The 16,373-nt window shown below is 60.0% G+C and carries 13 protein-coding genes; 5 read left to right on the top strand and 8 right to left on the bottom strand.

Translation table 11 applies throughout. From position 1 onward, the window contains the following. Window positions 1–60 precede the first annotated feature (60 nt). Entirely contained in the window at window positions 61–966 is a 906-nt protein-coding gene (locus tag K5E40_RS01875; protein WP_060765608.1) for an AraC family transcriptional regulator, read from the top strand. Between the two features lie 60 nt (window positions 967–1,026). Here the strand turns inward: K5E40_RS01875 and K5E40_RS01870 are convergent, their stop codons facing one another. From K5E40_RS01870 to K5E40_RS01835, 8 genes are all read right to left on the bottom strand, one after another. Continuing rightward, a complete protein-coding gene (locus K5E40_RS01870) occupies window positions 1,027–1,953 on the bottom strand; it encodes a zinc-binding dehydrogenase (RefSeq protein WP_047531056.1) in 927 nt (308 codons plus the stop codon). A 94-nt stretch (window positions 1,954–2,047) separates the two neighbouring features. Further along, entirely contained in the window at window positions 2,048–3,295 is a 1,248-nt protein-coding gene (locus K5E40_RS01865; protein WP_221729431.1) for an MFS transporter, read from the bottom strand. An 11-nt stretch (window positions 3,296–3,306) separates the two neighbouring features. Beyond that, window positions 3,307–4,128, bottom strand: coding sequence for an SDR family oxidoreductase (locus tag K5E40_RS01860; protein ID WP_047531060.1), 822 nt, complete (start codon window positions 4,126–4,128; stop codon window positions 3,307–3,309). Between the two features lie 59 nt (window positions 4,129–4,187). Then, complete coding sequence (locus tag K5E40_RS01855) at window positions 4,188–5,552, bottom strand: phosphotransferase family protein (protein WP_047531062.1); 1,365 nt, start codon at window positions 5,550–5,552, stop codon at window positions 4,188–4,190. Between the two features lie 38 nt (window positions 5,553–5,590). Beyond that, window positions 5,591–6,040, bottom strand: coding sequence for a nuclear transport factor 2 family protein (locus K5E40_RS01850; RefSeq protein WP_047531064.1), 450 nt, complete (start codon window positions 6,038–6,040; stop codon window positions 5,591–5,593). 33 nt (window positions 6,041–6,073) lie between these two features. Then, the gene (locus K5E40_RS01845) at window positions 6,074–6,892 is read right to left on the bottom strand and encodes an SDR family NAD(P)-dependent oxidoreductase (protein WP_081089279.1); all 819 of its coding nucleotides are present in this window, start codon (window positions 6,890–6,892) and stop codon (window positions 6,074–6,076) included. Window positions 6,893–6,956: 64 nt separating this feature from the next. Then, a complete protein-coding gene (locus K5E40_RS01840) occupies window positions 6,957–8,309 on the bottom strand; it encodes a DUF1329 domain-containing protein (protein ID WP_020300833.1) in 1,353 nt (450 codons plus the stop codon). A gap of 65 nt (window positions 8,310–8,374) precedes the next feature. Beyond that, window positions 8,375–10,045, bottom strand: coding sequence for a DUF1302 domain-containing protein (locus K5E40_RS01835; protein ID WP_032904486.1), 1,671 nt, complete (start codon window positions 10,043–10,045; stop codon window positions 8,375–8,377). Between the two features lie 231 nt (window positions 10,046–10,276). Here K5E40_RS01835 and K5E40_RS01830 point away from each other — a divergent pair, with 231 nt between their 5' ends. The 4 genes from K5E40_RS01830 to K5E40_RS01815 all read left to right on the top strand — a co-directional run bounded on the left by K5E40_RS01830 (window position 10,277) and on the right by K5E40_RS01815 (window position 16,364). Beyond that, window positions 10,277–10,726, top strand: coding sequence for a hypothetical protein (locus K5E40_RS01830; protein ID WP_076961360.1), 450 nt, complete (start codon window positions 10,277–10,279; stop codon window positions 10,724–10,726). Window positions 10,727–10,922: 196 nt separating this feature from the next. Beyond that, window positions 10,923–14,486: an indolepyruvate ferredoxin oxidoreductase family protein gene (locus K5E40_RS01825; protein WP_047531066.1), complete on the top strand. Its 3,564-nt coding sequence runs from the start codon at window positions 10,923–10,925 to the stop codon at window positions 14,484–14,486. Between the two features lie 70 nt (window positions 14,487–14,556). Continuing rightward, window positions 14,557–15,738: an acetyl-CoA C-acetyltransferase gene (locus K5E40_RS01820; protein WP_020300836.1), complete on the top strand. Its 1,182-nt coding sequence runs from the start codon at window positions 14,557–14,559 to the stop codon at window positions 15,736–15,738. Next, window positions 15,735–16,364: a TetR/AcrR family transcriptional regulator gene (locus tag K5E40_RS01815; protein WP_020300837.1), complete on the top strand. Its 630-nt coding sequence runs from the start codon at window positions 15,735–15,737 to the stop codon at window positions 16,362–16,364. The genes K5E40_RS01820 and K5E40_RS01815 overlap by 4 nt, the downstream gene beginning before the upstream one ends. The last annotated feature ends 9 nt before the right edge of the window (window positions 16,365–16,373 follow it).

The following is a 16,373-nucleotide window of genomic DNA, read 5'->3' as shown; positions in this document are numbered from 1 at the left end:
TGACGTATCGTTATCCTTCGAATTTCAGCGCCAATAATAAAAATGGCTGAAGGTTGAAAAATGAACGCGATCCACTACAGCGAGTACGACTGTGAAGCGTCAGGTAATTTCCTGACAGAAGCTTCATTGGCCAGGCAAGGCTTCGACATCCGGGTTGAACACGCGCAATGGTCCAACACTGGCACTGCCTTGATAGAAACCGGCGACAGTTGCCTGTTGCGCTTGATGCTACCTGCCAGCTCGCAGATCAAGCCTAACTGCGGCGGTTTTTCCAGCCACGGTGCGCCCCAATTCCAACCCCTGGGCAAGCTATTGTTCATTCCCCACGGCACCGAGTTCCACCTGCGTCACGATGCCGGAGAGCAAAAGGCCCTTGTGTGTCTATTCGACCCCTCCTCACTCGGCGTCCTGGGCAGCTATCGCTGGAACTGGCAGGACAACGTCAGCGCAGCCATGCTCAATCTGCAAAGCGGCTACTTGCACGCCTCGTTGCAACGGCTGGCCGAAGAAGTGGCCAACCCCGGCTTCGCCAGCGAACTGCACACCGAGTGCCTGCTCACCAGCATTGCCCTGGACCTGCGCCGCGAATTTATCGACGCGCCCGACGAAGCGAGCAGTGATTCACTCAACGCTGAAAAACTCAGCCCCCGGCAACTCAACATCCTGCGTGAACTGCTCGACAGCGCCAGTGACGAAGGCCGCTCTCTGGGTCATCTGGCGCGGGCCTGCGAGCTGCCGTTGCGGACCCTGTCCAGTCGCTGCAAAAACACCACCGGCATGACCTTGCGCCAGTACGCGGCGCAAACTCGCTTGCAAAAAGCCGTGGCGTTATTGGCTGACCCACGATTGCTGATCAAACAGGTGGCCTATCAGGCTGGCTTCAACAACGCCGCCGCTTTCAGTGCCGCATTCCGTAAAGAGCTCGGTGTCACACCCGAGGAATTTCGCCACCAGCGCCAGCGCTGACACTGAACCTGTGGCGAGGGAGCTTGCTCCCTCGCCACAGGTCGATCAGCGATACAGGCCTTAACGACGAATCGTGGCGGTAATTTTGGCGTGCGGCCCATTGACCTGCGCGGCCCAGGCTTGCGCCGCCTGATCGAGTGTGAAATCCAGGTAATCCACCTGAATCTGCTGCTCTTTGGCGATCTTCAGCAGACGCAGCCAGATCTGTTCACGGTCTGCGGGCGGACGCTGGCCAGTGCCGATGCACGACAAGTTGCGAAACAACAGATCGGCAATATCCAGATTGAGCTGACGACCGGCCCCCGTGCCAATGGTCATGATCCGGGCACCCCAATTGGTCGCTTTCAGGGACGTCAACATCGGTTGACCGCACACGAGATCGAGCACCACATCAAATCCACCATCGGCCGCGTCTTTGAGCGCAGCGACATCATCGCTGCCACCCAAGGTCACCACTTCATCGGCAAGACCTCGCGATTTCAACCGGCCCAGCGCTTCACCGGACCGCGCAGCACCGACCACCTTGCCCGCACCCAGACCGCGCGCCAGTTGCAGGGCGATCTGACCCAGAGTGCCGGTGGCGCCCAGGATCAGCACCTTCTCACCCTTCTGAATCGCGGCTTTTTCCAGGGGCACGATGGCGCCGGTCGCGGCGATGCCCATGCTGATCGCGGTTTTATCGTCCACGTCGTCTGGCACATTCCATACTTCGGCTTGCGGCACCAGGGTACGCTCTGCCCAGGCACCAAACGGCAACACCGAGCGCTCGCCGAAATACACCCGGCGGCCATCCGGCGCACGGCCAACGCCTTCGCCGCGAATGACACAGGGATATTCAACACCCAGACGGTAGGCGCCGAGTACATCCCAGCCCCCAAGGCCAGCGGTATCGACATCGATCAGCACCGAGCCGTCTTGCGGCTGCGGATCACGAAACTCGCCCACTACCGGCGGCGCATTGCGCTCGGAAATGATTGCTGCACGCATGGCATTCTCCTTGTTTGTTTTATTGTCAGGCTGCACTTGAAGTAATAATTGAACATTAATCTATTATTTGTCCATATTTACTTCGGCAGCCTACTCAATTGGCCGCCAACGGCTCGGACTGATATCGCGGATACCCACCCAACGTCAGGAGTAGCAAGGGGCCGACCACAAAGCAGATAAAACTGAACAGCAGCATGGCCGAGTAGCCACCGGTGAGCTTGAACAGCCCGGCGAACAGTAACGGCGAGATCGCCGCACCTGCGGTAATCAAGCCCAGGTGCGCGCCGAACAAACGGCCGTAGTCGCGCATGCCGAAGTAACGGGCAATGAGGAAGGCAGCGATATCGAACTCGGCGCCGGCACCCACGCCTACCAACAACGTGGCGAGGGTGTACATCGCAATACTGGAATCCCCATAGGCAAAAATGCCGCAGGCAAATGCCGGCATCAGCAGCGCCACAGAGGCAACACCGGGCGCCCACAACCGGTCAATCAGGTAACCCACCAGCAGCCTGCCAAGAATCAGCGACACGCCGAAGCTGGCGAAAATCTGGCTGGCCTGAAGGGCGCTCAGTCCACGGTCCTGCAGCAACGGCACGATGTTGGTGACCATGCCCACCACACACGACACCACCAACGTCATCGACAGGTTGCACACCCAGAACCGCCATGAGCGCAGCGCCTCGCGCAGTAGCAGCCCACCGGTTTGTTCACTGGCGGCGGGGCGTTGCGCCGAGTGGGCGCTGACATCGGCAGTCGGCAACAACCAGCGTAAGGCCAACGGCAACGCCAGCAGTACCGGCAACACGCCCAGCGCGAGGAATCCCGCCTGCCAATTCCACCGGCTGATCGTCCAGGCGGTGATCAACGGCAGCATGATGGCCGCCAGTCCGGAGCCACTGAGGATGATCGCCAGCGCCAGACCACGGTTGTCCTCGAACCACAAGTTCACCAGGTGCGACCAGGTCACCTGCAACGTACCCAGCCCGGCTAGCGGCACCAGGAAAAAGCCAAGGTAGAGGGTCCAGATCGAGCCATTGATACAGGTCAGGGTGAAGACACTCAGGGACAACGCCAGCAGCGACAGCAACGTGACCCGGCGCGAGCCGTAGCGCAAGTTGAGCCAGCCGGCCAATTGCGACGCGACGATGGTGCCCAGCGACAATGCGGTGATTGCCGCCTGCAACTCCGCCCTGCCCCATCCCATGGCCTGTTCCAGCGGAATCACCATGGAGCTGAAGCTGTACAGCAGCAACGAGCTGGAACTGGTGGCGACGCCGACCAGCGCCAGAATCAATACTCGCCAACCGAGCTTGAATTCTGCGTTATCAAAGCCTTTCATGGTGTGTGACCTCAGTCGTTGCCGATAAACACAGCCGCTTCCGCGCTCTTGCTCAGCACATGAGCACGGCGTGCCGGGCCAGGTGCATTCGCGACTTGGGCAAGGGTGTCTTCGGGGTGAATCAGCGTTGGGCCATTACTCAGTTGCTCAAGCGCCAGAAGCGCCAGGTCTTCAGCCTTGGGCAAGGTCATGGTCAGGGCGTCGGCAATGTTCAGTTTGACCATGGCATCGCGCATGGTGGGTGTGTCGACGGTGCCGATGAGCAGGTTGAGCACATCGACGCCAAGGTCTTTCCACTCCGCCCATAACGATTCGCCGAGGTTCAGGGCAAAGCCCTTGGTTGCGGTGTACATCGCCAGTTTGCGAATTCCCCCCAAGGCTGCCTGGGAACCGACCAACAGCAAGCCGCCCTGCCCGCGCTCCAGCATCGCAGCGCCAAAGGCGTGGCTGCATTGCATCACGGTCAAGCAATTGAGGCGCAGCAAGGCGCCCCAGTCCTCGGCCGAGGTATCGAGAAAGCGTGTGATGTAAGGATCGCCACCCGCGTTGTAGATAAAAAGACCAACTTGCCGATCACCGACAGCTGCGAGCAAACGCTCACAGGCATCGGGTTGAGAAAGGTCCTGGATCACCACCAGCACTTCGATGGCGTAACGTTGCTCCAATTCGCCTTTCAATTGCGCCAGGGTGCCGCCACGGCGCGCCACCAGCACGCAGTTGAGGCCACGCTCGGCGAGGGTACGGGCAAACGCCGCGCCCACTCCATGGGAGCCACCGGCAATCACCGCCCACGGACCATAGCGATGCAGGAAGGCATCATCAGAAACAGACATAAGCACTCCGAAAACGAAGGCCCGGCGACCAGCCACCGGGCGAGAAAGGTTTCACCCTGTCAGGCGACGGGTGGCAGGTCGATGTGGCTGGCGGAGGCGCCAATGGCGGTGCTGCCGTAGACCAGAACACGTCGTTCGATTTGCGCCATGAACAGGCGCAGCAAGGGTTCGTCGTATTCGGGCCCGGCGCTTTTGACCAAGGCTTCCAGCGCTGCATCAATCTCGCTGTAGTCACTGAAAGTGCGGTCGAGCAGGACTTGCGCCTCCTGTTGTTCCAGCTCGCGCAAACGCAATTCCATGGCATCGCCACGGCCCAGGTACTCAACCAATTTGCTCACTGCGCGCAGGTTGGTTTTCTGGAAGTCACTGCCGACTTCCACCTGCGCCAGGGCATCGCCGAGCATGGTCAGCAACTGCGCATTCGGGCCGCTGCTGACAATCTCCAGTGTTGGCGTTTGCAGCGGCACACCCATGGCTTCGGCCAGCGCATGCACCACTACCCGGCGCAACGCGATATCAAACTCGGTGTAGATGTCGTGCGGGTCGCCTGGTTGTGGCGTGGCCACCGATGCCGAGAATTGCATCGTGCTGACGGTGGCGAACAGTGCGGTGTGGTAACGTACGACATCAGGGTCCGCCGGCTCGCCGGTCACTTGCTGATAGTAGCGATACAGGTCCGCGAAACTGTCTCCGAGCGGCTCGTAATTGTCGCGCATCCGCGCCGAAGCCAGGTCAGCCAACGGATCACCAATCATGGCGAATTCAAAATCGTAGAGACCCTGCACCTGTCCGTTCTCGAACAGGTACTGCCCCGAGTCGTACTGAACGAAAGCAGGCTGGGTACGGTGCTGTGGCACATTGCGGCGCAACCAGCCGAGGGCGAATTCGGCCAGAGGCTGAGGCCTGGTTTTATTGCGCGCATACAGCGGGTAATAGGCTTCCAAACCTGCGAGGGTAATGTCCTCGGCACTGATCGGCAGATGAATGCCCTGCGCAATGAAGGGTTGCAACGGCAGTTGGTGCATGCGCGCCATGGCGTCGACCCATTGGCGTGCGACGGCATGGCGTTCGGCATTGCTGTTCGCCGTGCTGACGTCACGACTACCCGGCACCAACTCCATGACGATCGCTTGCGGGTCTTCGCAGAAGCCGTAGATACGCGGCACCGGCACGCCTTGCTGACCAAGCAAGGTGAGAATATCCGCCTCCCGGCGCAGCTCCGGGAATGGACTGACATCACCGCCGCGCTCGCCACGGATATGCAGTTGAAGGGTTTCGCCATCGCGTTGCAGTTCAAGGTTCCACGCCGGGCGCCAGCGCAGCAGGCGTTGCATGGCCGTGATGTTCCCGCCCAGCAGCCCTTCGACAAAGGTGCGCAGCTTTTCTTCGACTGGATCAACAGTCGCATTTATTGTTGTTGGCATACGGGGTCTTCCTCAGGCGCTGATGTCCAGCGCCGCTCTCAATGGGTGCTGGTGCTACCAGCGTTCGGCCCGCCTACCTGCTCCAGCGGCACGCCCTTTTTCTTCGCTAGGTCGGCGGTGTCCAGGTACTCGCGCCAGGCACAGATCAGTCCGTGTTCGTCCAGCTCATACACCGCCACCATCGAGTGCGGCATGGGGACGCCGTTGTTGACGCAGTAATCGTCGCGTTCGGTCATCACCACGCGCTCCGAAGAGACGATGTGGCGCGTGGTGCAACGGTTATGCGTGACATAACTCATCTGTCGCTCTATCTCCCGGCGTAACGCGTCGCGCCCCCGGATCACAGGACCACCGGGCACCCACAGTTGCCAGATGGCGTCGTCGGCGAAGGTGGCCATAATGCGTTCGATATCGGGGCGGCTGCCGTCGCGGCCATCGCCCCAGGCGGCCAGCATGTCGAGGATGAAGCGTTCCTGTTCGAGTGCCATAAAACGGGCTCCAGTGCAGTGAATGGATCGGGATCAGACCGAGGCCTGGGGCAACAGGAAATTGCGCACCACCGGCACCATCGGCGTGCCGCAACTCATGCCGCCGTCCACGCGCATCAGCGTGCCGTTGACGTAGGCGGCGTCGTCGCTGGCGAGGAAAGCGGCCATGGCGGCGATGTCTTCCGGCTCGCCCAGTTGCGGTACGTTTTGCAGGTCGAGAAAGGCCGACTTCATCGCCTCGTTGGCCCAACTTTCCATGGCTGGCGTGCGAATCACTCCCGGCAGGATGCCGTTGCAACGAATGCCGCGTTTGCCAAAGGTGGCGGCAATGCTTTGCACGTACCAGTTGAGCGCGGCCTTGGAGGCGCCGTAGCTGAACTGAGAAATTTCGCCGGCAATCGAGCTGGTGGACGAGGTGAACAGAATCGAACCGCTGCCCTGGGCGAGCATGTGCGGCAAGGCGTATTTGCACGCCAGCACGCCGCCCAACACGTTGACCCGCATGCAGTTGTGGAACAGCTCGGTGTTGAAGTTGATGAAGTCGATATCGCGGGTTGTGGCCGGGTTTCTGTACACGGCGTTATTGAACAATACGTCGATACGACCGAAGGTCTCGACGGTCTGCTCGACCATCTGCCGCAAGGCGTCTTCCTCACCAACATCCACTTGCATGGCCATTGCCTTGGCACCTATTTCAGCTGCCACGGCCTGCGCCGATTCGGCGAAAAGGTCGGTGACCACTACCGTGGCGCCCTCCCGGGCAAAACGCAGTGCCGAGGCGCGGCCGATGCCACTGCCGGCTCCGGTGATCACGCAGACCTTGCCGTCTAAACGTTGCACAATCTCGCTCATAAAAGGGTCTCGGGACGGATAAAAAAATCGGCGCCCGTGACGAGCGCCGAAAAGGAGCATGAGGTCAGCGGGTCTGGCCACCGGCGATGGTCTGCGGATTGGCTTCACGCTCGGCGACCGGTTCCTGGCGGTAGCGCGTCGGGCCGTTGCCGAACATGCCGTACTGGTCACGGGTGAAGTCGTACAACGAGTAGGAATCCTGTTGCGGGTTATTGGGAATGCCATAGGCCTCGATGTTGTATTGCGAGCCGGTACGGAACAGTGCGCCGCTGTCGTCCCAGGCGTCGTAGACCGCAGCACCAAAGGTGTCCTCGTCGATGTAGTAGCGACGTTTTTTCTGCGCGTGGCGGACGCCGTCCTTGCGGGTCGCTTCCACCACCCAGACACGGTGCAGCTCCCAGCGTTCACAGGCGGGGTTGATGTGTTTGGGCATGAGTTTCTTGTCCATGTCGCAACCCCACTTCAGCGTGTAGTTGCTGTAGGGAATGAACATTTCCTTCTTGCCCACCAGCTTCCAGTCGAAACGGTCCATCTTTCCGGAGAACAGGAAGATTTCGTCGTAGAACGCGACCCCGCCGAACGCCGAGTTGGGGGTGTCGTAGTTGAATTCCGGAGCCTTGCGCACGCGGCGCTGGCCGGTGCTGTAGCTCCAGGCATATCGAGAGTCAGCGACCGGGTCGAGGTAATCCCAATACCCGGATGCCTGCCCGGCCGTACGGGCCGGCGCAACGATGCGCGACCATATACGTTGGGCGATTTTCGGATCACGCCCGGGAACGTCCATCTGGTAGAAGGGTTTTTCGCCGGTGGACCGGTTGGTATTGGTCAACGTCGCATGACCCTCATTGACGACATAGGCACTGTGGTTCCAGTCCCAGCCATTCACACCCTGGTAGTTCAGGATGTAGTTCCACATCAGTTCCCGGCCATCTCGCGGCAGTGGGAACGGCAGACCGCCCCGGCAGCCTTCGCTGATCGACAGACCGTCGTTCTCGGTCTTGCAGTCCTTGCGGCCAGCATTGCGCTGGGTGGCAGCAAGAAAATTCGCCGGAAAGGTTGCTGTCCGGTGGGTGGGGTACACCTCAAGGTAATAGGTGTCGGGGTTCTGCTTGAGCAATTGCAGTTGTCCGGCTGCCAGTTGGTCGGCGTACTGATCGGCGTTGGCTGCGGTAATGCGCAAGCGTGGCTTTTCATCGGCAAACGGGTTGGGCCAGTTGCCGTCGCCTGGGACCAGCCCGGCCGGGACTTTTAAACCACCGTCGTAGGCCGGAATGGTGCCAGCGGCATTGCCCGCGACAATCGCCCCGAACGGCGTGAGTCTGCCGCCCAGATCGGCTGCGGTAGAGGTGTCATCAGCGACTGTCGCCCCCGTCAGAGCAATGGCCACCAGGCCTATCGCATAAGAATTGACCGTCATTACGTTCTCCATTCAGATGGGTGATCGCCGAGTCCGGTGATCACTGCAGTGCAGTTCAGGGCGGTTCAGAACGCGGTACTGACCGTCAGCGAGACCCAATTGCGGTCGGTCAGGCCAACGTCGCCGGTTCCCCCGACGACTGTTTTGCCGACACCGGCAATATCGCCATATTTGCGTTCGCTGCCGTACCCGATGTACGACAGGGTCACGTCAGTACGCTCGTCGTAGGTGCCCTTGACCCCGGCTTTCCAGGTGTATTTGCCTTCGTTGCCCCCGCCCGTTGCGGCATTGCCGCTGACGCCGTAATCCACGCTCATCGGGGTGGAAATGTTCCAGCCGGGGAACACCCCCAGCCATTGCGGTGCAAAGCTCACGGCCAGGCCGACATAATTTTTGGTGGCGCAGCCGTAGTGCTTGTCCTGCCCCTCCGGGCAGCCGCCATAGCCCTCGCCTTTGAACAGTTCCTCGTGCTTGGTCACCCGTTGCACATGACTGAACGCCATTTCGGTGATCAGGCTGCCGGTGTCGAAGTAATCAGTGCGCGGCAGCAACCACAGGCCGTTGACCACCATGTGCCAGGTGTCACCGCGAGCGCCCTGGTTGTCGGCAGTGCTGATGTTGCTGGAGACCAACGAGGTGTTCTGGCGATACGACAGGTCTACGCCAAGGGAGCCGCCACCCAGCACCGGACCTGCGGAGTAACCCAGGCCATAGAGCTTGACGTTCTCGGCGTACACGTAACGGGCGAAAGTCGGTGCCACTTGCAGGCCCCACGGGTTGTAGTCATCGAATTCGCGATAGAACGCGCTGACCTCCGAATGCAGGAAGTCGAAGCTATAGGTGCCCATCACGCCCCAGTTGCCCCTGTCCTTGGGTTTGACCGGGTCAATCAACGGCCGCGAAACACCGCTGAACAACGGCAAACGGTCCGGCCCTTCCAGGGCGACGTCGGCGGAAGCCAGATAGGTACCGCCTTCAGGTGCGCGCGTGGTGTCCCATTCGAAGAAGTATTGCGCTGCCAGCGACAACTTGTCGGTGACCTGAGCCTGGGTTGAAATCTGCGTCAACGGCAGGAAGATTTCACGGGTCTCGGTTCCTGGGTTGCTTACCGCTTTGCGCCCATCCAACGGTGCTTGCGAGTAGGACACCGCATGCCCGGCAATCAGCAGGCCGTTGCCCCAGTACACGGTATGCCGGCCGGCACGCACGCTGACCGGAATCTCGCCGAGATCGAAGCGGGTAAACGCAAAGGCGTCCAGTAACTCGCCGCTAGGGCCACGGTGATAGCGCTTGGTGAAGCTGGAGTATTTACCGTTGTTGTAGCTCGGCGTGCTCGTACCGGGAAACGCACCGGGGTAGTAGACATTGCCGGGGCTGGTTTCGACGTCGGTGTTTTCGTAAGCCTGGTCGTACCAGCCCGCGCCGCTGATGCGAAAACCGTTGTACTGCTTGTACGCGACCTCCATTTCGCTCATCACATCGACCCGATTGGTCACCACATCGCCCCGATCAAACTTGGCGTCGGACTCGTCGTAGCTGGCGTTATTGGCCAACGCGGAGTCGCGCCCCTCGGCCCGTATGCCCAGGTTGTAACGCACGGTGTTGTCCCAGCGCGCGGTCCAGTCCGGATTGCCGGTATCAAACTCGGCGGCCTGCACAGCGCCAACAGTCAAGGCACACCCGGTCACGCTGAACCAGACAGCCAGGCTTAACGGCTTTAGCTTTGCGTCGATCATCAACACTCCCATTACTTTTTTATTGTTGTTGGCAGCCGAAGCGTTGGGCCGTCTGGACCGCGCCAATGAGCGCTGATCCGTGGGCTTTCGGTATGGACTGAAGTAGACGGGACGGGGAGGTTTGAGACAACGATTGGGAGTATTGCTGAAATGCATTTTGGTATTGGTCAAATACTCCCGACCTATACTCAAAGGCCCTGGATTGTGCTTTTTTGAGTACAGGAGGTGACCATGAAATCGGGAACCCAGACAGCGGCACTCCTAGCCGCTGCGATAATCGTCGGCTGTACGAATTCATCAAGCCAGACAGTGACTGTTCCCTTGAACGCTACACCACGCAACGGCGGTCAGATCGCCAATACAACGCTGGCCGTTCAGGGCAATGAGACAGCGTTTTCCTTTGTCGTCAGTGGAGTTCCAAGCGGCACTCTTCGGCCCTTGAATCTCTACACGTTTATCAACAAAGGCAGCTGCGAGCGGCCCGGGTCTGTCGCCTATGCAATGAATGACCGGATCAATACCAATCGCATTTCTGCAACGCGCGGCTGGACCTATTCACGAAGTGCGCCAGTGGCGCTGTCAGAGCTGCTTTCTGGTGGATATTACTTAGTGGTAAGGACCACACCGGCCGATGGCAACGTGGATATTTTCTGTGGGGATATCAAGCCAGAAACAAGGTGAAAATGACACCAGACCGGTAACCGGCTTTATCTACAACAGCGTGAAGAACAGTGTGCATACCGGTATTTGAATAACCGATACCGCCCCATTGTTTTTGTGATTTTACGATGGCAAAACCGCTCCCTAGACTCCAGCCAATAACTAGGCAACGCCGCTCTCCTGGCGCCGCCATGACAATAAAGCCTGGAGGATGAACATGAGTGTGCCCCCATCTCTGGATGACAAATACGTCCAGCACACTGGAAAAATCTTGCTCACCGGCATTCAGGCGCTGGTGCGTCTGCCACTGATGCAGCGCCAACGCGATCTGGCCAATGGTCTGAACACCGCCGGGTTTATTTCCGGATACCGTGGCTCGCCGCTGGGTGGTTTTGACCAGGCATTGTGGAAGGCGCGCGACTACCTCAAGGAACACCACACGGTGTTCCATCCAGGCATGAACGAAGACCTCGCTGCTACCTCAATCTGGGGTACGCAACAGGTCAATCTCTTCGAAGGCGCCACCTACGATGGCGTGTTTGGCATGTGGTACGGCAAGGGGCCGGGCGTCGACCGCTGCGGCGATGTGTTCCGCCACGCCAACGCCGCCGGCACCTCGCAATTTGGCGGTGTGCTGGCCATTGCCGGAGATGACCATGGCGCGCGCTCCTCCTCACTACCGCACCAGACCGAGCACATTTTCAAAGCGGTGATGATGCCGGTGCTGGCGCCATCGGGGGTGCAGGAATACCTCGACTACGGCATGCATGGCTGGGCCATGTCGCGCTATTCCGGCTGCTGGGTCGCCCTCAAAGCGGTGGCCGACACCGTAGAGAGCGCGGCCGTCGTCGACATCGACATTCATCGCGTACAACCGATCATTCCCGATATCCCGCTGCCCGAAGGTGGCTTGAATATCCGTTGGCCAGACCCGCCCCTGGCACAGGAACAGCGCCTGCTGGAACACAAGCTATATGCTGCCCTCGCCTATGCCCGGGCCAACCGCCTCGACCGTGTCGTGATGGACTCAGCGAAAGCGCGCATCGGCATCATCACGTCAGGCAAATCGTACCTCGACGTTTGCCAGGCACTGAAAATCCTCGGCATCGACGAATCACTCGCCCAGCAGATTGGCCTGCGGGTCTACAAGGTCGGCATGGTTTGGCCGCTGGAGGCTGAAGGCGTCCGGCAGTTTGCCGAGGGCCTGGAAGAAATCGTGGTGGTGGAAGAAAAACGCCACATGATCGAATACCAGTTGAAAGAAGAACTCTACAACTGGCGCGAGGACGTACGCCCGCGCATCGTCGGCAAGTTTGACGACAAGGGTGAGTGGAGCCTGCCGCACACGGGTTGGTTGCTACCAGCCATCAACGACCTGACCCCGGCGATGATCGCCCGTGCGCTGGCCAAGCGTATTCTGCGTCTGCACCAAAGTGGCCCGCTGCAAGTGCGCCTGGCCGTGCTGGATGCGCAACTGGCTAGCAAAGACCAATTCAGTAACCTGATGGAACGCGTGCCCCACTACTGTTCCGGTTGCCCGCATAATACATCGACCAAAGTCCCGCAGGGCAGTCGCGCACTGGCGGGCATTGGCTGCCATTACATGGCCGCCTGGATCTACCCGCAAACCCAGACTTTCAGTCAGATGGGCGGCGAAGGCGTGACGTGGATCGGCCAGGCACCGTTCACCACTACTCAACATGTGTTCGCCAACCTCGGTGACGGAACCTATTTCCACTCCGGCATTCTCGCGATTCGGGCTGCCATCGCGGCCAAGGTGCAGATCACCTACAAGATTCTCTACAACGACGCCGTGGCCATGACCGGCGGCCAACCGGTGGACGGCAGCCTCAGCGTGGCGCAAATCAGCCGGCAACTCGTTGCCGAAGGCGTGCAGCGTGTGGTGGTGGTCAGCGAAGATGTCGAGAAATATCAGCACATCCATGAACTGGCAGACGGCGTGCCGGTGCTGCGTCGCGACCAGATGGACGAAGTGCAGGAACAGCTGCGCCAGTTCCAAGGCGTATCCGCAATCATCTATGACCAGACCTGCGCTGCGGAAAAACGTCGGCGTCGCAAGCGCGGCAAGTTCCCGGACCCGGCACGCCGGGTTGTGATCAACGAAGCGGTGTGTGAAGGCTGTGGCGATTGCAGCAGCAAATCCAACTGCATGTCGGTGGTGGCGGTGGAAACCGAGTTCGGCCGCAAACGGGAAATCGACCAGTCCTCGTGCAACAAAGATTTCACCTGCCTTAACGGCTTTTGCCCGAGTTTCGTCACGGTCGAAGGGGGCTCGTTGCGCAAACCCAAAGCGCTGGCAGCCAAAGCGGATGAATTATGGGCATTGCCCACGCCATCAACCGTTACGCTGGATGAGCCCTACAGCATTCTGGTGACCGGCGTGGGTGGCACCGGCGTGGTGACCATCGGCGCCTTGCTAGGAATGGCAGCGTTTATCGAAGGCAAAGGCACGCTCAATCTGGACATGGCCGGCATGGCGCAAAAAGGCGGCGCGGTGTGGTCGCACATCCGCATTGCCGCGCACCAGGATCAATTGTTCGCACCCCGTATTGCCGAAGGTGAAGCAGCCTTGCTGTTAGGCTGCGATCTGGTGGTCAGTGCCAATACCGAAACCTTGTCCAAGCTGCGTCAAGGCGTTACCCATGCGCTGATCAACAGTGAAGAAACCATCACCAGCGCATTCGTGCGGACCTTCGCCCAACAGGCGGAAAGCGGAGATTTGCTGAAGCACCCGGACCCGAAATTCCACACCCACAACATGTCGGCACAAATCGCCGAAGCGGTTGGCCATGCCCAGGCGGACTTTGTCGACGCGAGCAAAATCGCCACGGCATTGACGGGCGATTCGATTGCCACCAACACCTTCATGCTCGGCTACGCCTACCAGAAAGGCTGGTTACCGGTGGGCGAAGCCGCGCTGCTGCAGGCTATCGAACTGAATGGCACTGCGGTGCCCTTCAACCTCGCCGCCTTTGCCTGGGGCCGGCGCAGTGCCGAAGACTTGCCACGGGTCTTGCGCAAACTGGAAGCAGGTAAAGTGCAGAACACAGATCGCTTGCTGTCGCAAAGCCTGGAAGAAACACTGGCACGACGCATGGCATTTCTCACGGCGTACCAGAATAAGGCTTATGCCCAACGTTACCGGCAACGAGTCGAGCAATTCATGAAAGCGGAAACGGCGCTGCTCGGGCAACCGGGCAAACTGTCGGCAAGCGTCGCCCGTTATTACTTCAAAGTGCTGGCCATCAAGGATGAATACGAAGTGGCACGCCTGTTTACCGATGGCCAGTTCCTGGAAAAAATCCAGGCTGGCTTCGAGGGCGACTACCGCCTGCGTTTCCACCTGGCGCCACCGCTGCTGAATGATAACGGCAGCGGCCGTGAGCCGAAAAAGCGCAGCTTCGGCCCGTGGATGCTGCAAGGCTTCAAGCTGCTGGCTAGGTTCCGGTTCCTGCGCAACACCTGGGCCGATCCGTTTGGCCACACTCACGAACGCAAGGTGGAACGTGACTGGCTGGCCAATTATGAACGTGTCCTCGACGAAGTCTTGATGGATTTGACCGCCGACAACCTGACCCTGGCCCAGGACCTGGCACAGCTGCCAGACAGCGTGCGCGGTTATGGCCCGGTCAAGGAGCGCTACCTCGTTCACGCCCAACAGCGTCAGGCGCAATTGCTTGAACGGTGGCGCGATGGCTCGAACGCGCAGTTCCACGATGCCAGTCAGGCCGGCAGCAAAATAGCCGTTACCCAACTGTAAGCCCGAGTGTGGCAGGCGTCGGTTGCCTGAAAAGGCACCACGCCGTATCCACCGAAAACTGGAGCACAGCATGCATGAAGTCGTGATAGTCGCCGCCACCCGCACCGCCATCGGTACCTTCCAAGGCGCATTGGCCACCACCAGTGCCGTGGAATTGGGCAGCGTGGTGGTCCAGGCGTTGCTGAAAAAAACCGGGATTGACGTCGACCTGGTCGATGAGTTGATTTTCGGCCAGGTGCTCACGGCCGGGTGTGGGCAAAACCCGGCACGCCAAGTGGCGCTGAAAGCAGGCCTGCCCCATAGCGTATCGGCCATGACCCTGAACAAGCTCTGCGGCTCCGGGTTGAAATCCGTGATGCTGGCGGCTCAGGCGATTCGCTGTGGCGATGCCGAGGTGGTGATTGCCGGCGGCATGGAAAACATGAGCTTGGCTCCCTACACGCTGGCCAAAGCGCGCACCGGCTTGCGCATGGGTAACGCGCAACTGGCCGACTCGCTGCTGCAGGACGGCCTGATCGACGCCTTCCACGACTACCACATGGGCATCACTGCGGAAAATCTGGTCGACGCTCACAGCCTGACCCGTAAGCAGCAGGACGCTTATGCCCTGCGTTCGCAGCAACTTGCCAGCGCAGCCATTGAGGCCGGCCGTTTTGTCGCGGAGATCACCCCGGTGCCGATTGCGCAGCGCAAAGGCGAGCCGCTGCTGTTTGCCGTGGATGAGCAACCTCGCGCGCAAACCACTGCTGTCAGCCTGGCTGGGCTCAAACCAGCCTTCAGAAAAGACGGCAGCGTCACCGCCGGCAACGCCTCGACAATCAATGACGGCGCCGCTGCAGTGCTGTTGATGAGCGAAGACAAGGCCAGGGAGTTGGGCTTGCCCGTTCTGGCAAAGATCAAGGCGGGTGCGTGTACTGGCGTAGACCCGGCGATCATGGGCATCGGGCCGGTGTCGGCAAGTCGCAAGTGTCTGGCAAAAGCCGGTTGGAGCCTGGCTGAACTCGATCTCATCGAGGCCAACGAAGCGTTCGCTGCCCAGTCGTTGGCGGTGGGTAAAGAGCTGGGTTGGGATTTTGACAAAGTGAACGTCAACGGCGGCGCCATTGCCCTCGGTCACCCGATTGGCGCTTCGGGTTGTCGTGTGCTGGTCACGCTGCTGCACGAAATGTTCAAGCGCGACGCGAAAAAAGGCCTGGCGACCTTATGCATTGGCGGCGGCCAGGGCGTCGCCCTGTTGCTGGAACGTCCATGATTGGCGCCCGCCCCGCAACGGCCGCCGGCCCTCAGCCGCGCTGGCATGGGCAGCCGGATGGCGATGTCGGAACCCACGAATTGCTGTACCACACGGCGCTCAGATTATTTGCCGAGCATGGATTCGAAAGTGTCAGCCTGCGCCAATTGGCAGCCGCAATGCATTTGCAGCCGGGATCGCTGTACAACCACATTGAAAGCAAGCAGGCGCTGCTGTTCGAACTGATCGAGACGCATGAAAGCGATCTTCTGGCGTTACTGCAAACCAAGGTCGCGCGTCATGCTGAGGGTCGGCTGCAACTGCAACGTTTTGTACGTGTGCACCTGCAGTTCAACAGCTTGCACGATCAGCGCCACACGCTGACGCGCATGGAATTTCGCAGCCTCAGCCTGGAGCAGCGCGAACGCGTCGAGCAACTGCGCGACACCCGCACCCGGGACCTGGAAAACATCCTCAGCCGTTGTGGATTGCCGGCCGGCCAGCGCGCACCGATGGCGCTGGGCATGCAAGCATTGCTCGATGGCGTGGTAGCCGGTTACCCGCAGGATGCGCGGCCTCCTCTGGAAAGTCTGACGAGTCTGTTTACCAGCATGGTGCTGACCGGTTTGAGCAGGCCGCTGGCTTAGCTGCTCCCC

The sequence above is a fragment of the Pseudomonas baetica genome (genome assembly GCF_019733355.1).
Taxonomy (GTDB): Bacteria; Pseudomonadota; Gammaproteobacteria; order Pseudomonadales; family Pseudomonadaceae; genus Aquipseudomonas; species Aquipseudomonas baetica_A.
This window is presented reverse-complemented; position numbering and strand designations above follow the sequence as displayed.